At 68.8% G+C, this 21,546-nt stretch carries 17 protein-coding genes; 9 read left to right on the forward strand and 8 right to left on the reverse strand.

Features of this window, described 5'->3' with window-relative positions; all coding sequences use genetic code 11:
* Window positions 1-15 precede the first annotated feature (15 nt).
* The 3 genes from DB31_RS28125 (at window position 16) to DB31_RS28135 (ending at window position 3,974) form a co-directional block, all read left to right on the forward strand.
* A complete protein-coding gene (locus tag DB31_RS28125) occupies window positions 16-2,298 on the forward strand; it encodes a Kelch repeat-containing protein (protein ID WP_044193106.1) in 2,283 nt (760 codons plus the stop codon).
* Window positions 2,299-2,315: 17 nt separating this feature from the next.
* On the forward strand, window positions 2,316-3,032 hold the full coding sequence (locus DB31_RS28130) for a hypothetical protein (protein WP_157232223.1): 717 nt from the start codon (window positions 2,316-2,318) through the stop codon (window positions 3,030-3,032).
* 126 nt (window positions 3,033-3,158) lie between these two features.
* Window positions 3,159-3,974, forward strand: a complete 816-nt coding sequence (locus tag DB31_RS28135; protein ID WP_044193109.1) for an SDR family NAD(P)-dependent oxidoreductase — start codon at window positions 3,159-3,161, stop codon at window positions 3,972-3,974.
* A gap of 3 nt (window positions 3,975-3,977) precedes the next feature.
* Here the strand turns inward: DB31_RS28135 and DB31_RS28140 are convergent, their stop codons facing one another.
* Window positions 3,978-5,843 carry an SLC13 family permease gene (locus DB31_RS28140; protein ID WP_044193110.1) on the reverse strand — a complete coding sequence of 622 codons (1,866 nt, stop codon included), beginning with the start codon at window positions 5,841-5,843 and terminating at the stop codon, window positions 3,978-3,980.
* A 261-nt stretch (window positions 5,844-6,104) separates the two neighbouring features.
* Between DB31_RS28140 and DB31_RS28145 the strand changes: the two genes are divergently transcribed.
* From DB31_RS28145 to DB31_RS28155, 3 genes are all read left to right on the forward strand, one after another.
* A complete protein-coding gene (locus tag DB31_RS28145; RefSeq protein WP_044193112.1) occupies window positions 6,105-7,892 on the forward strand; it encodes a phosphoenolpyruvate carboxykinase (GTP) in 1,788 nt (595 codons plus the stop codon).
* A 119-nt stretch (window positions 7,893-8,011) separates the two neighbouring features.
* Window positions 8,012-8,839, forward strand: coding sequence for a tetratricopeptide repeat protein (locus DB31_RS28150; protein WP_044193113.1), 828 nt, complete (start codon window positions 8,012-8,014; stop codon window positions 8,837-8,839).
* Window positions 8,839-10,248, forward strand: coding sequence for an ABC transporter substrate-binding protein (locus tag DB31_RS28155; RefSeq protein WP_044193115.1), 1,410 nt, complete (start codon window positions 8,839-8,841; stop codon window positions 10,246-10,248). The genes DB31_RS28150 and DB31_RS28155 overlap by 1 nt, the downstream gene beginning before the upstream one ends.
* Window positions 10,249-10,257: 9 nt before the next feature.
* Here the strand turns inward: DB31_RS28155 and DB31_RS28160 are convergent, their stop codons facing one another.
* The 6 genes from DB31_RS28160 to DB31_RS28185 all read right to left on the reverse strand — a co-directional run bounded on the left by DB31_RS28160 (window position 10,258) and on the right by DB31_RS28185 (window position 16,043).
* Window positions 10,258-11,424: a pyridoxal phosphate-dependent aminotransferase gene (locus DB31_RS28160; protein WP_044193117.1), complete on the reverse strand. Its 1,167-nt coding sequence runs from the start codon at window positions 11,422-11,424 to the stop codon at window positions 10,258-10,260.
* Window positions 11,421-11,699 carry a hypothetical protein gene (locus tag DB31_RS28165; RefSeq protein WP_044193119.1) on the reverse strand — a complete coding sequence of 93 codons (279 nt, stop codon included), beginning with the start codon at window positions 11,697-11,699 and terminating at the stop codon, window positions 11,421-11,423. The genes DB31_RS28160 and DB31_RS28165 overlap by 4 nt, the downstream gene beginning before the upstream one ends.
* A 105-nt stretch (window positions 11,700-11,804) precedes the next feature.
* Window positions 11,805-12,497 carry a dethiobiotin synthase gene (bioD, locus tag DB31_RS28170; protein WP_157232231.1) on the reverse strand — a complete coding sequence of 231 codons (693 nt, stop codon included), beginning with the start codon at window positions 12,495-12,497 and terminating at the stop codon, window positions 11,805-11,807.
* Window positions 12,498-12,537: 40 nt separating this feature from the next.
* Complete coding sequence (gene bioF / locus DB31_RS28175; RefSeq protein WP_044193121.1) at window positions 12,538-13,713, reverse strand: 8-amino-7-oxononanoate synthase; 1,176 nt, start codon at window positions 13,711-13,713, stop codon at window positions 12,538-12,540.
* Window positions 13,714-13,717: 4 nt separating this feature from the next.
* Complete coding sequence (gene bioB, locus DB31_RS28180; RefSeq protein WP_044193122.1) at window positions 13,718-14,740, reverse strand: biotin synthase BioB; 1,023 nt, start codon at window positions 14,738-14,740, stop codon at window positions 13,718-13,720.
* 103 nt (window positions 14,741-14,843) lie between these two features.
* Window positions 14,844-16,043, reverse strand: coding sequence for a cytochrome P450 (locus tag DB31_RS28185; protein WP_044193125.1), 1,200 nt, complete (start codon window positions 16,041-16,043; stop codon window positions 14,844-14,846).
* Between the two features lie 114 nt (window positions 16,044-16,157).
* Between DB31_RS28185 and DB31_RS28190 the strand changes: the two genes are divergently transcribed.
* Window positions 16,158-18,818, forward strand: coding sequence for an ADOP family duplicated permease (locus tag DB31_RS28190; RefSeq protein ID WP_044193126.1), 2,661 nt, complete (start codon window positions 16,158-16,160; stop codon window positions 18,816-18,818).
* A 45-nt stretch (window positions 18,819-18,863) separates the two neighbouring features.
* Entirely contained in the window at window positions 18,864-19,580 is a 717-nt protein-coding gene (locus tag DB31_RS28195; protein ID WP_044193128.1) for an HAD family hydrolase, read from the forward strand.
* 75 nt (window positions 19,581-19,655) lie between these two features.
* Here the strand turns inward: DB31_RS28195 and DB31_RS28200 are convergent, their stop codons facing one another.
* The gene (locus DB31_RS28200) at window positions 19,656-19,925 is read right to left on the reverse strand and encodes a GlsB/YeaQ/YmgE family stress response membrane protein (protein ID WP_044193130.1); all 270 of its coding nucleotides are present in this window, start codon (window positions 19,923-19,925) and stop codon (window positions 19,656-19,658) included.
* Between the two features lie 213 nt (window positions 19,926-20,138).
* On the opposite strand from DB31_RS28200, the gene radA reads away from it, so the two are divergent.
* A complete protein-coding gene (gene radA / locus DB31_RS28205) occupies window positions 20,139-21,500 on the forward strand; it encodes a DNA repair protein RadA (RefSeq protein ID WP_044193132.1) in 1,362 nt (453 codons plus the stop codon).
* Window positions 21,501-21,546 lie beyond the last annotated feature (46 nt).

Raw genomic sequence — 21,546 nt, forward strand, 5'->3', positions numbered from 1 at the left:
CCCAGGAAATCCATTATGAGAACTCCCTTCTCTCGCGGGCTGCTGGCGCTCGGGCTGGTGCTGGCTGCCAGCTGTGCTGCCCCTTCCTCTTCCAACACCGGCTCGGTCCAGTTCGCGGTCTCGGTGCCCCAAGCCCTCTCCACCAGCGACATCACCCGCGTCAAGGTGACGGTCTCTGCTGAGGACATGGCCTCCCTCGCCATCGAGCTGGCCAAGACCCATGGCGTCTGGGGTGGCATCATCGGCAACATCCCCACAGGCTCCCAGCGCGTTTTCCTCGCGGAGGCCTTCGACGCCGCTGGCGTCAAGCGCTTCCAGGGACAGACCTCCGGCGTCACCCTCAACGCCAACCAGATCACTGCCGTCGTCCTGACCCTTCAGGAGCTGTCACCCCCTCCACCCTACTCCAACGAGGCACCCGTCATTGACTCCCTCGTGGCCTCCTCCACGTCTGTCCAGACGGGAGGCTCCCTCTCCCTGACAGCCACCATTCATGATCCCAACGCAGGAGACACCCTCACCTCCGCGTGGGCGGCCTCTGGTGGATCCTTCTCTGCTCCCACGACGACCTCCTCCTCCTGGACGGCTCCGGCGTCTCCAGGGGTGCACATGGTCACCTTCACTGTGACGGACTCTCAGGGCGCCGCGGTCTCCGTCTCGCTCACTATCAACGTCGTCTCCGGTACCTCCACCGGCAACGCGGCCCTCACCATCTCCTTCAACCTGTGGCCAGTGGTCTCCAAGGTCTCCGCTTCCCTCAACCGCCTGGACGCGGGACAGTCCACCACCGTCTCCGCCCTCGTAGCCGATGCCGATGGCGATGCGCTCTCCTATCAGTGGACGGCCTCCTGTCCGGGGACATGGACGAATGCGACCTCGAGCGCCGCTTCCTTCGTCCCCTCCTCCGTGCCGGCCGGTGCCTGCAACAACTGCAAGCTCACCGTCACCGTTCAGGACAGCCGCGGCGGGCAGACGACGGGCTCCCTCAACCTCTGTGTCACCTCGCCCACCACGGAGCGCTTCCCTCCTGCATTCAGCAACTTCTTCCAATCCGCCACCTCCGTCTCTCCCGATCAGACCGTGGACCTGGAGGTCACAGCCCTGGACTCGCAGGCCAGCGCCCTGACGTTTGCGTGGAGCGCCAATAGCGGCTCGCTGGCCACGGCGCAGAACACCGCCAACACGAGCCGCGTCGTGTGGACGGCGCCTTCGTGCGTCATCACGGGTGTGACCCCCACCCTGACCGCGACCGTCACCAATGCCTATGGGCTCTCAGCCTCCAAGGCGTTCTCCGTGCCCGGCCTGCCCACGTGCGTTTCCGGATGGAGCTCCGCGGGCTCGATGGCCGGGGCCCGCGAGTTCCCCACCGCCACGCTGCTCGCCTCCGGCAAGGTGCTCGTCACGGGGGGACCCAATGCCGCCTTTGCGGAGCTGTATGACCCGGCCACCAACACCTGGTCCTCTGCGGGCGCCATGGCCTCGGACCGCTACGATCACACCGCCACCCTGCTCCCCTCCGGCAAGGTGCTCGTCACGGGGGGCTACGGTGGCGGCCACCTCGCCACGGCGGAGTTGTATGACCCGGCCACCAACGCATGGTCCCCCGCAGGCACCCTGGCCACGGCGCGCTCCCAGCACACCGCCACCCTGCTCCCCTCCGGCAAGGTGCTCGTCGCAGGGGGATACAACGGAAGCATCCTGAGCTCCGCGGAGGTGTACGACCCAGCGACCAACGCCTGGTCCTCTGCCAGCTCCATGGCCTTGAGCCGCTACTACCACACCGCTGTTCTGCTCTCTTCGGGCAAGGTGCTCATCGCGGGCGGCTTCTCTGGCACCTACCTCCATTCCGCAGAGGTCTACGACCCGGCGAACAACTCCTGGTCCTCAGCCGGGTCCATGACCGTGAGGCGCTCCATGCACACCGCCACCCTGCTCCCCTCCGGCAAGGTGCTCGTCGCGGCGGGCGCGGGCACGTCTGGCAACCTCGCCTCCGCGGAGGTGTACGACCCAGCGACCAACGCCTGGTCCTCTGCCAGCTCCATGGCCTTGAGCCGCTACTCCCACACCGCTGTTCTGCTCTCTTCGGGCAAGGTGCTCATCGCGGGGGGTTTTAGCCTCGCGTACCTCGCCCAAGCGGAGGTGTACGACCCAGCCACCAACGCCTGGTCCTCCACTGGCTCCATGTCCATGGCCCGCTCGAAGCCCATCGCTACCTTGCTCCCCTCAGGCAGAGTGCTCGTCACCGGGGGCTTGAGTTCCTCTGGCTCTCTCGCCACGGCGGAGCTCTACACTCCCTAAAGAAAGGCGATGAACGAATGAACCCAAGGCAAGCACGGGTGTGGACGTGCGTGCTGGGGCTGCTGGGCTCCGGCTGCACTGCGGGCCGCGAAGCCGCCACACCGGTTCCCGTGGCGGCTCCTGCGCCTTCCACCCCCACCTGCCCGGAGTCCATTGTCGCGGACGTACCGCTGGAGGCGGACTACGGGCCGCGGATCCAGGCGCGCCACTGGCTGCCCGCGCTGGCGCCCTCGGAGTTCGCCTTCGTGCCCACGAACACCGTCGAGGCGTCCTTCCGCCAGAAGCTGGAGCTGGCCGAGGGCACCGTCGAGCTGCTCGGCATGGAGGAGCGCACCCAGCCTGTCATCGACGGAGGCGCGGCCCTGGTCATGGCGCGTCCAGTGGCCGGAGGCTTCTGCATCATCAACACCTGGGCCACCTGGCAGTCCACGGAGGTGGATGTGTCGCTCGCGGGCTCCTGGGTGCCTCCGGACAAGCGGATGGCCATCCTGCTGCTCAAGCTGGAGCTGGATCGGGCCGCGGGCGGCGAGGAGACACGGTGGGTGGTGCTCGGAACCGATGGAGCGCGGGCGTGGATCGCCCTGGGGCAGCCCCCCGAGCATCAGCTCATCGCGCCCTCCGTCTCGCTGTCTCCCAAGAAGGATCAGCTCTGCCTCGACGTGAAGATCGAGTACGTCAACCGGCTGCGCCTGAGCACGGACGGGCACTTCGTCCAGGCCGCCCCCAAGCGCTGATCCGGGCTTCTTGAGCGCCACGCTCGCTCGGCTGTTGCGAGGGCCTGCGGGCAGCCCTTGCTTTGCGGCGCCCGCCTGCCGTCTCCACCTTGGGAGGGGACTTCATCTCATCCAAGGAGCTTTCCCATGGCAGGGACCCTGACGTCATCCCCGCGTCCGCTCGCGGTCATCACCGGAGCGTCGAGCGGCATTGGCTTCGAATTGGCCAGGCAGTTCGCGCAGCACGGCTTCGATTTGTTCATCGCGGCGGAGGACATCGGCATCCTGGACGCCGAGGCGGGCCTGAGTTCCCTGGGGGTTCAGGTCGAGAGCCTGCAGGTCGACTTGGCGACCTACCAGGGCGTCGAGCAGCTTTGGGCGCGGGTCCAGGCCACGGGCCGGCCGGTGGACTCGCTGGCACTGAACGCGGGTGTCGGCGTCGGCGGTGACTTCGCGCGGGAGACGTCGCTCGAGGCGGAGCTCAACCTCATCCAGCTCAACGTCACGTCCACGGTGCACCTGGCCAAGCGCGCGGTGCGAGACATGGTGAAGCGCGGCAGCGGGCGCATCCTCATCACGTCATCCGTTGCCGCGACGATGCCCTCGCCGCTGGAGGCGGTCTACGGCGCATCCAAGGCCTTCGTGCAGGCCTTCGCGGAGTCCTTGCGCAACGAGCTCAAGGACGCGGGAATCACCGTCACCTCTTTGATGCCGGGCCCCACCGAGACGAACTTCTTCCACCGCGCAGGGATGGACCACACCCGGGTCGGCCAGCAGGAGAAGGACGATGCCGAGACCGTGGCGCGTGAGGGCTTCAAGGCGCTCATGGCCGGCAAGGAGAAGGTCGTTGCCGGCTCCTGGAGCAACAAGGCCATGGTCGCCGGAGGCAGGATCCTCCCCGAGTCGGTGAAGGCGGCCATGCACCGCCACCTCTCCGAGCCGGTGCCCGACAAGAAGTCCTGACGCTTACGGCTGGGCCTGAGCCGGCGCGCTCAGGCTCACCGGGGCCCGGCCTCTCGGGGACTGCTCGCCCTTCCCTTGGAAGGGCCACAGCACCGGCACCGCAAACACCAAGAAGGCCACCATCACCGCCGTCAGCGGCGTGCCCAGCCGGAAGAAGTCCGTGAACCGGTAGTGCCCAGGGCCGTACACGAGCACGCAGCTGGGCTCCAGCGGCGTGATGAACGAGCAGCTCGCCGCCAGCGTCACCCCGATGGCGAACGGCCGCGCATCCACTCCCAGCTGCGCCGCCGCGCTCACCGCCACCGGCAGCACCACCAGCGCCGCCGCCTGGTTGCTCATGGGCGCCGACAGCACGATGGTCAGCACCATCAGCGACAGCAGCACCAGGCGCGGGCCCCCATACGAGCCCAGCTGCGCCGCCAGCCCGCCCAGGTACTTGCCCGCCCCGCTCACCTCCATGGCCACGCCCAGCGCCATCATCGAGCCGATGAGCAGCACCACTCGCCAGTCCACCCGGAACGCAATCCGCGAGTCCACGCACCCGGTGACGATCATCGCCAGCATGCCCACCAGCCCCGCCACCGCCATGGGCACCAGCCCCAACGTCCCCGCCGCCAGGGCGCCCAGGAAGATGCTCACCGCCATCAGCGCCTTGCGGTAGCGCGGCGGCTGGTACTCCACATCCGTGAGCACCAACAGCGTCGTGCCATCCGACAGCTCTGCCACCCGAGAGCGAGGCCCGCGCAGCAACAGCACATCCCCCACCGACAGCGGCATCGCCGACAGCGACTGCTCCCCGAAGATGCGCCCCAGCATCTGCAGCTTCGTGAGCCGCTGAATGGCCGGCTTGCGGTGCAGCGCCAGCGCCACCAGTCCGTAGCGCTCCACGAAGAGCACCTCCTTCAGGCTGCGCCCCACCAGCGGGCTCCCTGGCGGCACGCTCGCCTCCAGCAGCACCGCGTCCCGCTCGCGCAGATCTTCATCCCCCAGCCTCACGTCCGGGCGGATGCCGATGCCCTGCAGGTCCTTCACCCGGAGGATGTCCTCGCGCTTCCCCTCGATGATGATGCGCTCGTCCCCGGCCAGCACGTGCTTGGGCACCGCCGGCAGAGGCTGCCCATCCCGGATCAGCCCGATGACGCGCAGTCCCAGCCCCTCGGTGATGTCCGCCAGCTCCTTGCCCAGGTAGCGCGAGTCCGGCGGAAGCACCGCCTCCGTGAGGTAGTCGCGCACGGACCAGTCACTCATCCCCCCGTCGCCCGCTCGCGAGGGCAGCAGCAGAGGCCCCAGCAGCACCACCACCAGAATCCCCACCACCGCCACCGGCAGTCCCACCGGCGCCAGTTCCGTCACGCCAATCCCCTTCATCCCCAGCTTCTCCATCGCCGCTGAGGCCACCAGGTTCGTGGACGTGCCGTACAAGAAGATCATCCCGCCCAGCATCGACGCGTACGCCAGGGGCAGCAGCACCTTGCTCTTGGGCACCTTGGCCCGGTGCGCCGCGCCGATGGCCACCGGCAGGAACGCCGCCGTCGTCACCGTGTTGGAGATGATGGACGAGAACGCCGCCACCGCTCCCATCATCGCCAGCACGAACATCTGGTGCCCGTAGCGCGCGAAGAAGGAGAGCCGCTGCCCCACCATCTGCACCACGCCCGTGGAGGCAAGCCCCTGTGTCATCGCCAGCAGGGTGAAGATGAAGATGACGGTGTCGTTGCTGAAGCCCTCGAAGGCCTGCGCCGGCGTGAGCACCCGGGTGATCGCCAGCAGACACACCACGGTCAGTGAGCTCACCTCGATGGGAATGGTCTCCAAGGAGAAGAGCACCAGCGCGACAACCACAATTCCCAGCACGATGGCGATGGTCATAAGGGAAGCCCGGCAACGTGGGGACAGGTGCGCCTCCAAGCGAGTCTTCGACGCACTGCATCGTCAGCTAATGGATGCTTCCCGTCTGATAAGTGAAATTAGAGGAGCCCTGTTCACCCGGCAGGTTCACTGCCGGACGGGTGTTGCTTTGAGGGGCCCCCTTCATGAAGTTTTGCCCCCTCTCCCATTGCTACCGTCCCGCGCCTCAGCAACGGACGTACAAGGGGGGGATTACCTTTGAGACGACACGAGGAAACTTCCATGGCTTCGACGCAGATGGCGGCCGTTGGCGACGCGCCGACGAAGAACCAGGCCCTGCTCCAGTGGGTGTCCCGCTGCGTGCGGATGACGCAGCCGGACCGCGTAGTGTGGTGCGACGGCTCCGAAGAGGAGAAGAAGCGCCTGACGGATCAGGCGGTGAAGGAGGGCATCCTCATCCCGCTGAACCAGGAGAAGCGCCCGGGCTGCTATCTCCACCGCTCCAACCCCAACGACGTGGCGCGCGTGGAGCACCTCACCTTCATCTGCACGCCCAACAAGACGGACGCCGGGCCCACCAACAACTGGATGGACCCCGAGGAGGCCTACACCAAGCTGGGCCAGCTCTTCGACGGCTGCATGAAGGGCCGCACCCTGTACGTGGTGCCCTACGTCATGGGCCCGCTGGGCAGCCCCTACGCCAAGATTGGCGTAGAGCTCACCGACAGCATCTACGTGGCGCTCAACATGCGGATCATGACCCGCATGGGCAAGGCGGCCCTGGACATGCTGGGGGACTCGGATGACTTCAACCGCGGCCTGCACAGCACCGGTGACGTGAACCCGGACCGCCGCTACATCTGCCACTTCCCCCACGACAACACCATCTGGAGCTTCGGCTCGGGGTACGGCGGCAACGTGCTGCTGGGCAAGAAGTGCCTGGCGCTGCGCATCGGCAGCTACCTGGGCCGCGAGGAGGGCTGGCTCGCCGAGCACATGCTCATCCTCGGCGTGACGGACCCGAAGGGGCAGACCACCTACGTGGCCGCCGCGTTCCCGTCCGCCTGCGGCAAGACGAACTTCGCGATGATGATTCCGCCCGGCGAGTACAAGGGCTGGAAGGTGGAGACGGTGGGCGATGACATCGCCTGGATGCGCGTGGGCCCGGACGGCCGCCTGTACGCCATCAACCCGGAGGCGGGCTACTTCGGCGTGGTGCCTGGCACCAACAACAAGACCAACCCGAACGCGATGGCCACCATCGCCAAGGACACCCTGTTCACCAACGTGGCACTGACGCCGGACGGGGACGTGTGGTGGGAGGGTAAGGACGGCGAGGTGCCCGCCGAGCTCACCGACTGGCAGGGCCGCCCCTGGAAGCCGGGCAACGGCGAGAAGGCGGCGCACCCCAACAGCCGCTTCACCGCGCCGATGACGAACAACCCGGCGCTCAGCTCCAAGGCGAATGATCCGCAGGGCGTGCCCATCAGCGCCATCATCTTCGGCGGGCGCCGCTCCAACACGGTCCCGCTGGTGCTCCAGGCCTTCAACTGGACGCACGGCGTGTTCCTGGGCGCCACCATGGGCAGCGAGACGACGGCCGCCGCCACCGGCAAGGTGGGCGTGGTCCGGAGAGACCCGATGGCCATGCTGCCCTTCTGCGGCTACCACATGGGCGACTACCTCCAGCACTGGCTGGACATGCAGAAGTCCATCACCCACCTGCCGAAGATCTTCCAGGTGAACTGGTTCCGGCAGGACAAGAACGGCAAGTACCTGTGGCCGGGCTACGGCGACAACATGCGCGTGCTGGAGTGGATCGTGAACCGCGTCCACGGCCGCGTGCCCACGCAGGAGACGCTGCTGGGCTGGGTGCCGCGCCAGGGTGACATCAACACCCAGGGCCTGGACCTCAACCCCGAGGCCATGGCGGAGTCCACCTCCATCAAGGCCGACGAGTGGCGCAGCGAGCTCAAGAGCCAGGAGGTCTTCTTCGAGCAGCTGGGCACCAAGGCGCCCGAGGCGCTCATGCTCCAGCGCAAGCTGCTGATCTCCCGCCTGGGCAACTAGGCAGGCGGCGCCCCTCCCGAGGGGTCCTCCAGGGCCGTCCCGTCCATGGGGTCGGGGCGGCCCTTCGTGTTTTCGGGGACTGTTCGCCCCAGAACGGGTTCAGCGGTAGGCTGGGCCCCATGAGACTGGCTTTCCTGTTGTCGATGGCCCTGCTGGTGGCCATGCCCTCGGGGGCGTGGGCACAGAAGGGGGCGAAGAACCCGGCCGCGCTCGTGAAGGAGGGAGAGCGGCTGTACAACGCGGGCAAGTATCGCGAGGCCGCCGAGGTCCTGAAGAAGGCCCAGGAGGCCCAGCCCAACTCCAAGCTCATCTACAACATCGCCCGCGCCTACGAGCAGGCGGGCGACCTGCGCGAGTCGCTCAGCTACTACCAGCAGTACGTGGGACAGAACACCGAGGAGGCGGACCCCACGCTGCTCAAGCGCTCGGCGCTGGCCATCGACCGGCTGCGGGTGCTCATCGACAAGGAGGCGAAGGCCGCGGCCGAGGCGGAGGTTGAGCGCAAGCGCCTCCAGGAGCAGGCGGACGCGTCCCGGCGCAAGGCGGAGGAAGAGCAAGCCGCCGCCCGCCGCGCCGAGGAGGTCTCCCGGCAGCAGCAAAAGGCCGAGCAGGAGCGGGCCCTGGCGGACTACCGGCGCTCGCGCGTGATTGCCTTCAGCCTGGGCGGCCTGTCCGCCGTCAGCCTCGGAGGCGGCCTCTTCTTCGGGCTCCAGGCGCGGGATGCGCGCACCAAGTTCGATGACGCCACCAACCTGGACGGCAAGCAGACCGCGGCGGATACCACCCGCAGCAAGGCGCTGCTGGCGGACATCGGCATGGGCGTGGGACTGGCCGCCGCCATTGGCGCCATCATCGTCTTCCCCAAGGAGGGTCCTCCGGCCGAGGGCGAGGTGCGCTTGACGCTCGCCCCGCGCGGGACCGGTGCGGGTGTGGAGGTGAGCTTCTAATGCGTGCGTTCGGAATCCTGAGTGTGTCCACCCTCCTGCTCGCGGGCTGCAGCCTCACCACTGCGGGCGGGCTGAGCGAGTGCGAGACCAGCGCCGACTGTGGCGTCGAGCAGGTCTGCACCCAGAACTTCTGCCTGCCGCAGCCCGCGGGCTGCGGCACGATCTACGGCGATACCACCGACCCGAACGCCGTGCAGATAGGCGCGGTGCTGCCCCTGAGCTTGAGCGCGACCGATCCGTCAGCCGGCCAGGACACGTCCGAGGTGCAAGGGCTCAACGCCATCCGGCTCGCGCTGGACGAGCTCAACGAGCCCGGCCGCAACAGCCGGAAGATCACCCTTCACATGTGCGACACCGCCTTCGATGCCATGCGCACGGCGGACCAGACCCGGTGGCTCGTCAATGAGAAGAAGATCGTCGCGCTGCTGACGGCGGGCAGCAGCCAGACACTGGCGGCCGCGGCCGTCACCCTGCCTGCGGGCGTGCTCACCATGAGCTCCAGCGCGACCTCGCCCGAGCTCACCTCGAAGGAGGACAACACCAAGGTGGGCCTGCTGTGGCGCACCGCTCCCTCGGACGCCATCCAGGGCCGTGTCATCGCCAACCTGCTGCTCAACGATGCGCGCTTCAACAGCGTGCAGAAGATCGGCCTGCTCTACCTGGACAAGGACTCCTACGGCCTGGGCCTCTTCGAGGTCATCACCGAGCGGCTGCGCGGCTCGAGCAAGAACGTCAGGCCCGTGCCCTACCTGCGCAAGGACGAGAACTCGATGCTCAACGCGGTGCTCCAGCTGGATCCGTTCGATCCGGACATCACCGTGGTGGTGGGCTTCGAGGATGACGCGACGTTCCTCGTGAAGCGCGGGCTGAGCACCACCAACCTGAAGACGGGCGCGGGCCACCGGTGGTTCTTCTCGGACAGCGCCAAGGACGCGGCGCTGCTGGACGACAAGGAGCCGGACGTGCGCACCGAAGTCCAGGGGGCCAACGGCACCGCGCCGGCCCAGGGCGCGGGCCAGGCGTTCAACTCCTTCCAGCTGCGCTTCATCCAGAAGTACGGCCCGGATCCGCGCAACTTCTCCTTCACCTCGCACGCCTATGACTCGATGTACCTGCTGGGGCTCGGAGTGGCCTACAGCCAGGCCTCCTCGGGCGCGGTGACGGGCGCGAAGATGGCGGAGGGGCTCACCAAGGTCTCCAGCGGCTCCAATCCGCCCATCGAGCTGACGCCCACCAACTTCGGCAAGGCCGCGAGCGAGCTGGCCGCCGGCCGCAGCGTGGACGTGGAGGGCGCCAGCGGCAGCCTCCAGTTCGACGCTGCGGGCGAGGCGCCCTCCCCCATCGAGCTGTGGAAGGTGGAGGGCAGCAACTTCGTGGCGGTGGAGAACATCCCTCCGCCGTCTCCGTAGCGGCGGGCGCTACCGCGAGAGCACCCGGACGAGCGGCACCAGCGCGGTGGCGAACGCGTCCGGCGGCGGCAGCAGGGACAGCACCAGCCCTGCGCCGCCGATGAAGTCGTAGAAGTAACCCGGCTGCACCAGCACGCCTGCGTCCAGGAGCTCCAGGCACGTGGCCTCCTCGCCGGGCTCCATGGGGATGCGCAGCACCGCGTTCCAGCCTCCATGCGCGGGGATGACATCCCACGTGGCGTTCGCGGGCCGCGCGGCCAGCAGCCGCTGCCGGTTCTCCTTCACCCGCTCCAGCACCGCGGCCTGGAAGCGCGGCGCCTGCGCCAGCAGCGTGGGCAGGGCTTGCTGCACCGGCGTATTCACCGAGAGGAAGGTGTCCGCGATCAGCTCCAGCCGCGCCAGGGCCTCGTCCCGCTCGGCCATGGGGCCGCCCACGTGCATCCAGCCCAGCTTGAGCCCCGGCTGCCCCGACACCTTGGAGAGCCCCGAGAGCGAGAAGGTGAGCACGGGCAGCGAGCGCCCCACCACCGTCGTCACCCGACCGGGCTCCGTGTCCCACGCAAAGTCGGAGAAGACCTCGTCGCAGATCAGCGCCATGTCCGTCTCGGCGCACAGCTCCGCCAGCGCGGCCAGCTCGCCCTCGTGGAGGTAGTGGCCCGTGGGGTTGCCCGGGTTCACCACCAGCACCGCGCGGCTGCGCAAGTCCCGGGTGGCGGCCACCGTGTCCACGTCCAGCCCGAAGCCGTGGGCACGCGGCAGGCGGTAGGGCTTCAGCTCCACGCCCTCCAACTGCGTGAGGAACTGGAACAGCGGGTAGCTGGGTGCCGGGACGAGCACGTTGTCCCCTGGGTCACACAGCAGCTTGAAGAGCCAGGAGTAGGCCTCGCTGGTGCTCGCGGACAGCACCACGTGCTCGGGGGAGACCTTCGCCCCCCGGGAGGACAGGTGCGCCGCCACCGCCTGCCGCGCCGGGAGCAGGCCCGTGGACTCCGGCTCGTAGGAGTAGGCCTCTGGCGTGGCCAGCAGCCCTGGCTCTGGCCGGGGCAGTCCCACCCGTGTGGGGTTGGACTCGGTGAGATCGATCACCGGCTGCCCCTGGGCCCGGCGCTTCGCCAGGGCCTTGGCCAGGGAGTTCAACGTCCGCGAGAACAGAGTTCGGGAAGAGAAGCTGCTCACAAACCCGTTTGTAGCATGGCGCTGGCCACTCTGCGGATCAGCTCGCGACGAATCTCCGTGCGGCAGTAGTCCACCGCCTGATCCGGAGGCCTCGGCTGCCCGGACTTGCGCGTGCGGATCGCGGTCCGGATGACGAGTTCGATCTTCGAGGGCTCGATCTGGAACAGCCGGGGACCCTCGTTCTTGAGGAAGTAGGTCAGGCCGCGCGTATCGAGGAGCTTCTGGAAGTAGCGCCTGACGTCTGCCAGGAGCGTGAGGTCGATAATGTCCGCCATTCGCGATCGGGGTTCTCGCGCAGATCAAAACACGCGTCCATTTCGCGGACACAACTCCCGAAAACTTGCGCGGCCTGTAGCACTTCGAACGCGGCGGAGGCCGATTTACCGGCCTCGCGCGCGATGAGGGAGAAGCGGACGCAGGGCCTCGCGGAACGCGGTGTGACGACGGCGTGCATCGCGGTGGAAAGAAACTGGACCGAGCACTTGAACTCCGTGTCGCTCTTCCAGCAGCAGGCGGTTGTCGCGCTCCGAAGGATCACGCGAAGGGGTGCTCCGGCTCAGCAGCACGGCGCGCACGGGGATGCCTCGCTCGGCCAGGGCTCGCAGCGACAGGGCTGTATGATTGAGGGTGCCCAGCCCCGCCCGCGCCACCAGCAGCACAGGGAGCCGTAGGACGCTGATCAGGTCGATGATGTCCCGCTTCGAGTCGAGCGGGACGAAGAGGCCGCCAGCGCCCTCGACCACCACGGGACCGTGCCGGAGCTTCTCCCACGCGGCGAGCGTGACGTCCCAGTCCGGCTCCTGCCCCAGGCGTCGAGCGGCCACTCCGGGGGCCAGAGGCGCACGGAAGCGGTGGGGACACAGCAGGTTCACGGGCAGCTCGCTCTGGGCCGCCGCGCGCATCGCGAGCGTGTCGGCGGGAGCGGAGAGGGGCTTGCACCCGCTCTCGTAGGGCTTGAAGCCCTGGGGCTGCAGCCCAGCGTCCACGAGCAGGGACAGCAGCGCGCACGAGGCCTGCGTCTTGCCAACGCCGGTGTCCGTGCCGGTGACGAAGATCTGGAAGGACCCGGGCACGCGCTCGGCGAACGGGTCCTCGGGAATGGGCTCCGGGGTTCTATCCGCCACGGTGGACTCCGAGCTGGCGCAGCACCTCCAGCGCGAGATCGAGATGGCCTTCGGTGTGGGCCGCCGAGAGGCAGAAGCGCAAGCGGCTGGTGCCCTCGGGGACGGTGGGCGGGCGGATGGCCTTCACCAGCAGGCCCTTCTCCCGGCAGCGGCGCGCGGCGTCGATGGCGGCATCCGGCTCGCCGATGATGACGGGGAAGATGGCGCTGCGCTGCTCGGCGGGGAGCCCCAGCTCGCGCAAGCCCTTGGCGAAGCGGCGGATGTTGCGCCACAGCTTCGCGCGCAGGGTGTCGTCCTTCTCCACCTCCTCCACCGCGGCCTCAGCGGCGGCACAGAGGGCCGCGGGCAGCGAGGTAGAGAACACGAAGGGGCGCGCACGGTTGAGCAGCAGGTCGGCCACGGCGCGAGAAGTGGCGACGTACCCACCCAGGCACCCGAGCGCCTTGCTCAGCGTGCCCACGCGCAGGTCCACCTCTGCCTCGATGCCCAGTTCCTCACACAGCCCAGCACCCCGGACGCCCAGGACACCCGTAGCGTGGGCTTCATCCACCATCAGTGCAGCTCCGTGCTCCCGGCAAGCCGCGAGGATCTCGCGCAGTGGAGCCACGTCGCCATCCATCGAGAACACGGTGTCAGTGACGACGAGCTTGCGGCGCGCGGGGGTCTCCGCGAGGGCGCGGGCGAGCGCCTCGGCATCCGCGTGCGGATAGACGACGGTGCGCGCGCGGGACAGGCGGCAGCCATCCACGAGCGAGGCGTGGTTGAGCGCATCGGAGAACACGGCATCCCCCGAGCCCACGAGCGCGGGGATGGTGCCGGTGTTGGCAGCGAAGCCCGTGTTGAAGAGGAGGACGGCCTCGGAGCGCTCGAAGGCGGCGAGCCGGGCCTCCAGGCGCTGGTGCGCGGTGCTGTCTCCTACCACGACGCGGCTGGCGCCCGTGCCCACGCCCTGACGCTCCAGGGCCGCGATGGCTGCGGCGCGCAAGGTAGGCGAGGTCGCCAGCCCCAGGTAGTCATTCGAAGAGAAGTTGATCAGCGTCTCCCCGCCCACGCGCACCAAGGCGCCCTGGGGAGACTCCAGGGGCTCCAGGAAGCGGCGCAGGCCTCGGCCGGCGAGGGCCTCCAGGTCCTCCCGGGCCCATGCCGAGGCAATCCCAGCGCTCATACGGCTAGCGCGACATGTCCGGCTCGAGCGGCCGGATGCCCGCCTTCTCCAGCAGGGCCATGTCCTGGGTGTACTCGGGGTTGCCCGTGGTCAGCAGCTTCTCGCCGAAGAAGAGCGAGTTGGCGCCCGCCAGCATGCACAGCAGCTGCGCCTCCTCGTTCATCTGCATGCGGCCGGCCGACAGGCGCACCATGGACAGCGGCATCAGAATGCGCGCCGTGGCAATGGTGCGCACCATCTCCACCGTCTCCACGCGCTTCTGCTCCGACAGCGGCGTGCCCTCCACCGCCACCAGCGCGTTGATGGGCACGGACTCGGGGTGGACCTCCTGGTTCGCCAGCGTCAGCAGCAGCTTGCACCGGTCATCCACGGACTCGCCCAGGCCGATGATGCCGCCTGAGCACACGGAGATGCCCGCCTGCCGCACGCGATCCAGGGTGCGCAGCCGATCCTCATAGGTGCGCGTGGAGATGATGTCGCCGTAGTGCTCGGCCGAAGTGTCCAGGTTGTGGTTGTAGGCGGACAGGCCCGCCTCGCGCAGCCGCTGGGCCTGGCTCTCGGTGAGCATGCCCAACGTGGCGCACGCCTCCATGCCCAGCCGCCGCACGCCCTTCACCATCTCCAGCACGCTGTCGAACTGCGGGCCGTCCTTCACCTCGCGCCATGCGGCGCCCATGCAGAAGCGGGTGGCCCCGGCGGACCGGGCGCGCTGGGCAGCCTCCAGCACCTCCCCCACCGCCATCAGCTTCTCGGCCTTGACGCCCGTCTTGTAGCGAGCCGCCTGCGGGCAGTACGAGCAGTCCTCGGGGCAGCCGCCCGTCTTGATGGACAGCAGCGAGCACAGCTGCACCTTGTTCTCCTGAAACACGGAGCGGTGCACCGTCTGCGCCTTGTGGATCAGCTCCAGGAGCGGCAGCTCGTAGAGAGCGCGGACCTCGGGCAGCGTCCAGTCATGCCGGACGGTGACTCCCGGCGGGGGAGCGGCGAAGTGGGCGTGGCCGTGGAAGGACTCGGCGGCGTCGGACATGGGCTCCTCGGGTGAACGAGGTGCGCAACCTGCGCGGACGCCCGAGCCTTGTCAACGCTCGGGCGCGGGCAGGTTGACAAGTGTCGGTGTTTGTCCGACACACTCAGGCGGGGCGGACTTCCAGGGGGAGCGCCCGCACGCCGCGGACCGTCATGGAGAGGTTCCACTCGAGCGCCTCGGAGCGGCGGGCCAGCGCCGAGCACTGGGGCAGGAGCACCTCCAGGGCCACGCGCCCCTCCATCCGGGCCAGGGCCGCGCCGAGGCAGAAGTGCATGCCGTGGCCGAACGCCATGTTGTGGGGCCCCTTCCGGTCCAGGCTGAAGCGATCACCGTCGGCGCAGTAGCGCTCGTCCCGCAGGCCCGAGGCCAGCAGCAGCGCGAGCACGCTCCCACGAGGCAGGGAGACACCGGCCAGCGTCGTGTCCTCGGTGCACAGGCGCATGGTGCTGTGCACAGGCGGCTCGAAGCGAAGCACCTCCTCGAGGAACGCGGGGATGAGGGCGCGGTCCGCGCGGAGCCGGGCCAAGACGTCCGGGTGCTCGGCGAGAAGCCTTGCGGAGTTCCCGAGCAAGTGCACCGTCGTCTCCAGCCCGGCCACCAGCAGCAGGAACAGGAAGCCCATCAGATCCTTGTCGGTGAGCGCCTCGCCCTCGATGCGAGAGCTCAGCAAGTCACTCACCATGTCGTCGCCTGGGGTCTTCCGGCGGCGCGCGATGACCTCCGAGAGGTACTGCTCCATCTCGTCCACCGTGCGCCGGTACTGCGCCAGCAGCTCGGTGTCTCCCGGCTGGGTGACGCTGACGGCAACGATGTCGTCCGACCACTGCTTGAAGCGGGGGTACAACTCGGGCTCCAGCCCCATCAGGGTGCCGATGACGCTCGCAGGCAGCGGCAGAGCGAAATCCTCAACAAAGTCCACCTGCCGACGGGACAGGACGCGGGTGGTGAGCTCCTCGGCCACGGCGCGGATGCGCGGCTCGAGCCGGGCCAGGGCCGTGGGGCCAAAGGCGCGGTTGATCAGGCCTCGCAGGCGCCCGTGCTGCTTCGGATCATCCATGAAGATGATGGAGGCGGACATGGGGTTGGGGCGTCCGGCCCACGGTGGCTCCGCCGCCAGCCGCAGCCCCGCGGACGAGAAGAGCTTTGGGTTCTTGAGGGCGCCGAGGATGTCCTCATAACGGCTCACGGCCCACAGCCCGCCGGGATCCACCTGGGCCACCGGGGAATCCCGGCGCAGCTCGGCATAGAAAGGGTACGGATTGGCCCGGATCTCGGGCGACATCAGATTGCGTCGTTCAGTCACGGTTCCCCCCAAGGGAAGAATGAGGCTACCGGAAAAGGCGCTGCAATTGCCCGTCGCTGGATTCGTATTCTACATTGTAGTAACCACCCTCCCGCCCAGCGAGCCGAGGTGCGCGTGCCGCAGTCCGATCCGAGGAATGGAGACCTCCCGGAGGTCCCCCGTCTCCCTCTGACGCTGCTGCGCGTGTGCCTTCCCTACTCCGAACGGGACGAGGTGATTGCCGAGCTGTCGGCTGAGTTCACTGCCCGGCACGTCCGGGAGGGCCGGCGGGCGGCGCGGGCGTGGCTGTGGCGGCAAGTGCTCGGGTCGGTACCGCCGCTGGCGCGGCGCACATTCTCTCGCGGCTGGACCGGCTTCGAGCCGGCCTCCAGCCGTCTCCGCCCAGGAGGGCCTCTGATGGAGAGCCTCATCATTGATCTGCGGTACGCGGCGCGGCGCCTGCGGTCCCGTCCCACCTATGCCCTGCTGGCGGTGCTCACCCTGGCGCTGGGCGTGGGCGGAACGGCGGCGGCGTTCGGGCTGGTGCGAGGCCTGCTGATGACGCCCCTGCCCTACGCCAACGAGGAGCGGCTGGGCCTGTTCTGGAATCCGGGGGACTGGTCCGAGCGGGAGTTCCTCCACCTGTCGCCCGACTGGTCCGGGTTCAGCGGTGTGGCGGCGTTCACGGTGAGGGACTTGCCGCTGCGGCGCGGCGCGGACTCGGCGCCCGAGCTGATCTCGGCCGTCAACACGACCGCTGGGCTCTTCGACGTGCTCGGAGTGCGTCCGGCGCTCGGCCGCGGCTTCGAGCCCAACGAGGACCGTCCGGGGGCCGCACCGGCAGTGGTCCTCAGCTACGCGCTCTTCGAGTCGCTCGGTGCGCAGCCGTCGCTGGTGGGGAGCACGGTGGAGCTCGATGGGACGACACACACGGTGGTGGGGGTGACGCCCAAGGGCTTCTGGTTCCCGGACCCCACGGTGCGCGCGTGGCGGGTGGAGCAACTGAACGAGGAGGATGGCTCGGGCAACTACGCGCTGGTGGGACGGCGCGCACCGGGGACGGAGGGGGCCGCGCTCGACCTGGCGCTGAAGCGGATGGCCTCGCGGCTCGGCGAGCGCTTCCAGTACCCGGCGCAGTGGGACAAGACGCGCGCGCCTGCGCTGACGCCCCTGCGAGAGCACCTGCTCGGACCGCTCCAGCTGCCGTTGCTGGCGACGCTCACGGCGATGGCAGTGCTGTTGCTCATCGCGTGCGCCAACGTCACGGCCCTGATGCTCGGGCAGGTGGACGCCCGTGCGACCGAGCTGGCGGTCCGGATGGCGCTGGGCGCGGATGGCCGGAGGATGACGCAGCAGTTGCTCGCGGAGGCGCTCCTGTTGGGGCTGTCGGCGGCGGGAGTGGGCGCGGTGATTGCCGCGCAGGGCTTCCGGCTCCTTTCTTCGGCACTCCCACTCGGACCGCTGGCCGCACGGGGCTCACTGGACTGGGGGGTGTTCTTCGCCTCGCTGGTGCTGGCGCTCTTGGCGGCACTGGGGGTGGCGATGCTGCCGGCCTGGTCGCTGCGGAAGTCCCATCCTCAGCGTGCGCTGGGGAACGCGCGGACAGGCGGCATTGGTGCGCGTGGAGGACGGACCGAGGGTGCGCTGGTGGTGGGACAGGTGGCGCTCGCGGTGCTACTGACGGCGGGAGCGGCGCTGCTCGTGCGCTCGGTGGCGAACCTGCGCGCCATCGATCCGGGCGTGGACACGGGCAGTGTGGCGGTGCTGGACGTGGTGATGGAGGCGAACGTCGCTCCCGAGGCGCGGCGGCGGATGCTGGCGGAGCTGGAGACGGGGCTCGCGGCAGTGCCAGGCGCTCGGGCGGCGGGAGTGACGCAGAAGCTGCCCCTGCGGGGCTCGGGTGACAGTTGGGGAATGGCACTGGAGGACAAGCCAGACCTTCCGCGCACCACCACCTATGTGCGGCTGGTAACGCCTGGGTATTTCGCGACGGCGGGGATCCAGCTGCTCGAGGGCCGTCTGCTGAGCACGGACGACCGCGAGGGCTCGGAGCTCGCAGTCGTCGTCAACCACGCGCTCGCCGCGAAGTACTTCCCGGGCGAGAGCCCACTGGGGCGGCGAATCGCCTCGGGGAGCGGCCAGTGGGCGCGAGTCGTCGGCGTGGTGGAGGACGTGGCGGAGGCGGGGCTCACGGATGGGCCAGTCCCGGCGCGGTACATGCTCTATGCTCAGCTGACGGACTACACGCCGACCCGGCACACGCTGGTGCTCCGCGCGCAGCCGGGCCACGATCCCGCGGCGCTGCTCGAGGACGCTCGCCGCCAGCTGGCCGCTGTGGCGCCTTCCGTCGCCGTGCAGCGCACCACCACACTGGAGGCGGTGTTCGCGCAGGCAATCGGTCCCGCGCGGCAGGTGATGTCCGTGCTGGTGCTGCTCACGGCGCTCGCGGTGGTGCTGGGCGCGGTGGGTGTGTACGGCGTCACGGCGCACTTCGTCCGCCGGCGCCAGAGGGACCTGGGCATCCGCATCGCCCTGGGGCTGAGCCCGTCTCGCCTGATAGCGCAGGTGGTGGGCCGGGGCGGAGCGCTGGTGCTGACCGGAAGCGTGATCGGCACCATCGCGGCGCTCATCCTGGCGAGGCTGCTCTCCACCTTCCTATACGGCATCAGCGCGGTGGACCCGCTCTCACTGGCGGGAGCCACCCTGACGCTGCTGGCTGTCGGAGTGGCCGCAGCGCTGCTGCCCGCCTGGCGTGCCAGCCGCCTCGATCCGGCGGCCGTGTTCCGCGAGAGTTAGACCGATGCCCTGAGCCAGGCCTGGGTGTGGTAGGCCGGGCCTGCCATGCCTTCCACTCCCGCCCTCACGTCCATCGGCTTCGATGCCGACGACACGCTCTGGCAGAACGAGCACTTCTACCGGCTGACCGAGCAGCGCTTCACGGAGTTCCTCGCCGATCACGCCGAGCCCCACCACCTCTCCGCCCGGCTGCTCGAGGCCGAGAAGCGCAACCTCCAGCACTACGGCTTCGGCATCAAGGGCTTCACCCTCTCGATGATCGAGACGGCCATTGAGGTCACCGAGGGCCGCGTCCCCGCCTCCGTCATCCAGCAGATCCTCCTCGCGGGCCGTGAGATGCACAGCCACCCGGTGGAGACCATGCCCCATGTCCGGGAGACCCTGGAGCAACTGGCCGGCTCCTACCGGATCATCCTCATCACCAAGGGAGACCTCTTCGACCAGGAGCGCAAGCTCGCCCAGTCCGGGCTCGGCGACCTGTTCAACGCGGTCGAGATCGTCAGTGACAAGACCGCGGCCACCTACCAGCGCATCTTCGCCCGCCACGGCGATGGTCCCGAGCGCAGCATGATGGTCGGCAACTCCCTGAAATCCGACGTCATCCCGGCCATCCAGGCCGGAAGCTGGGGCGTCTACGTGCCGCACACCCATACGTGGGCGCTCGAGCACGCCGAGGCTCCCCTCCACGAGCCTCGCTTCAAGCAGCTGGCCCACCTGGGAGAACTCCTCGGCGTGCTGGAGCAGTTCGGCGCGGCCCGCTGACCCCCGACACGACAGGACCGGCGCTCCAGTCATCCCAGAGCACCGGTCCCGTCACCCCTCCCGGCAGTCAGGTCATCAGACTCGGACGCGACGGCTGCGGCCAGCCATCCCCACCAGCAACAGCAACAACATCGAGCCGATCACCGAGAAGATGAGCCCCGTCGGATGCAGGTCGAACACACGGCCATCCGTGTAGAACAGCGAAGCCACGAAGCCGCCCACGAACGAGCCGGCGATGCCCAGCAGCGTGGTCGCCAACAGCCCCATGGACTGATTCCCCGGCATGAGCGCGCGAGCAATCAGGCCCGCGATCAGACCAATCACCAGAAACGCGATGATACCCATGACTGCCTCCTTGAATGGAGAGCACCGCGGCGTGCGGCGCTGTTGGGAACCAAAGTGGTGTTCTCAGGCGCTGAGGACAACCTGCCGGCGAACCTTTGCATCGCGAGCGCTCCCCTGCCTGCCCGCTCTCCAGACGGCTGCCTGCTCGAGGCTCCCCAAAGAACGTTGAAAAGTGGGGGAAACGTCAGAGGGACGGGCTAGACAACCCTACCCATGGCGAAGGCAAAGACGCACTACACCTGCCAGGCGTGCGGGTACCAAACGGCGAAGTGGCTCGGGAAGTGTCCGGACTGCGGCGCCTGGAGCTCGCTGCTGGAGGAAACCGAGTCAAAGGTGGACGAGAAGCGCCCGGCCTGGGGCGCCTCGGGCGGAGCCGCCAAGCCCGTGCTGCTCAAGGACGTGAGCGGTGAAGTGGAAGCCCGCCGCCGCACCGGCATCGCCGAGTTCGACCGCGTGCTGGGCGGCGGCGTGGTGGATGGCTCGCTGGTGCTGCTCGGAGGTGATCCCGGCATCGGCAAGTCCACGCTGCTGCTGGCGGCGCTGGACCGGCTCTCCCGCCATGGGCCCGTGCTCTACGTGTCCGGAGAGGAGAGCCTGCGGCAGACGAAGATGCGCGCCGAGCGGCTGCGCGTGGAGAGCCAGTTGCTGCATCTCTTCGCGGAGACGGACGCGAACCGGGTGCTGAGCGCGGCCGAGGCCCTCAAGCCCGCGGCGCTGGTGGTGGACTCCATCCAGACGATGTACCTGCCAGAGCTGGGCAACGCGCCGGGCAGCATCACCCAGGTGCGCGAGGTGGCCGGGAGGCTGATGGCTTTCGCCAAGCGCTCGGGGGTGCCCACCTTCATCGTGGGCCATGTGACGAAGGAGGGCTCCATCGCGGGCCCGCGCGTGCTGGAACACATGGTGGACACCGTCCTCTATTTCGAGGGCGAGCGGGGACACCCGTTCCGCATTCTCCGCGCGCACAAGAACCGCTTCGGCTCCACCAACGAGATCGGCGTCTTCGAGATGAAGGGCCTGGGGCTGGTGGAGGTACCGGACCCGTCCGCCCTCTTCCTGGCGGAGCGGCCCGTGGGCAAGTCCGGCAGCGTGGTGACGTCCACGCTCAATGGCACCCGGCCACTGCTGGTGGAAGTCCAAGCCCTGGTGGCGCCCACCGGCTACGGCACGGCGCGGCGCACGGCCATCGGCGTGGATGGCAACCGCGTGGCGCTGCTGGCGGCGGTGCTGGAGAAGAAGGAAGACATCCCCCTGGTGGGATGTGATCTGTTCGTCAACGTGGCAGGCGGCATGCAGCTGTCCGAGCCCGCGTGCGACCTGGCCGTGTGCGCGGCGCTCGTGTCCAGCCTGCAGAACCGTCCCATGGACCCGCACACGCTGGTGTTGGGAGAGGTAGGCCTGGCAGGCGAGGTGCGCGCGGTGGGTCAAGTGGAGCCCCGGCTCGCCGAGGCCGTGAAGATGGGCTTCCAACGCGTGGTGCTCCCCAGCGGCAGCGCGCGGCGGCTGGAAGAGAAGAAGCTCCAAGTGGTGCCCGTGGAGACACTCAGCGAGGCCTTGCGCGCGCTGTTCGACTGAAGCGCCCGGAAACGACCGGACGCAGCCTCCCCCCGGACACGTCGCT

The organism is Hyalangium minutum (assembly GCF_000737315.1).
Lineage (GTDB): Bacteria > Myxococcota > Myxococcia > Myxococcales > Myxococcaceae > Hyalangium > Hyalangium minutum.

Excerpts from the sequence above, each read along its gene's own strand:
- DB31_RS28125 (WP_044193106.1), top strand. The coding sequence starts at position 16 with ATGAGAACTCCCTTCTCTCGCGGGCTGCTGGCGCTCGGGCTGGTGCTG.
- DB31_RS28130 (WP_157232223.1), top strand. The coding sequence starts at position 2,316 with ATGAACCCAAGGCAAGCACGGGTGTGGACGTGCGTGCTGGGGCTGCTG.
- DB31_RS28135 (WP_044193109.1), top strand. The coding sequence starts at position 3,159 with ATGGCAGGGACCCTGACGTCATCCCCGCGTCCGCTCGCGGTCATCACC.
- DB31_RS28140 (WP_044193110.1), bottom strand. The coding sequence starts at position 5,843 with ATGACCATCGCCATCGTGCTGGGAATTGTGGTTGTCGCGCTGGTGCTC.
- DB31_RS28145 (WP_044193112.1), top strand. The coding sequence starts at position 6,105 with ATGGCTTCGACGCAGATGGCGGCCGTTGGCGACGCGCCGACGAAGAAC.
- DB31_RS28150 (WP_044193113.1), top strand. The coding sequence starts at position 8,012 with ATGAGACTGGCTTTCCTGTTGTCGATGGCCCTGCTGGTGGCCATGCCC.
- DB31_RS28155 (WP_044193115.1), top strand. The coding sequence starts at position 8,839 with ATGCGTGCGTTCGGAATCCTGAGTGTGTCCACCCTCCTGCTCGCGGGC.
- DB31_RS28165 (WP_044193119.1), bottom strand. The coding sequence starts at position 11,699 with ATGGCGGACATTATCGACCTCACGCTCCTGGCAGACGTCAGGCGCTAC.
- bioF (WP_044193121.1), bottom strand. The coding sequence starts at position 13,713 with ATGAGCGCTGGGATTGCCTCGGCATGGGCCCGGGAGGACCTGGAGGCC.
- bioB (WP_044193122.1), bottom strand. The coding sequence starts at position 14,740 with ATGTCCGACGCCGCCGAGTCCTTCCACGGCCACGCCCACTTCGCCGCT.
- DB31_RS28195 (WP_044193128.1), top strand. The coding sequence starts at position 18,864 with ATGCCTTCCACTCCCGCCCTCACGTCCATCGGCTTCGATGCCGACGAC.
- DB31_RS28200 (WP_044193130.1), bottom strand. The coding sequence starts at position 19,925 with ATGGGTATCATCGCGTTTCTGGTGATTGGTCTGATCGCGGGCCTGATT.
- radA (WP_044193132.1), top strand. The coding sequence starts at position 20,139 with ATGGCGAAGGCAAAGACGCACTACACCTGCCAGGCGTGCGGGTACCAA.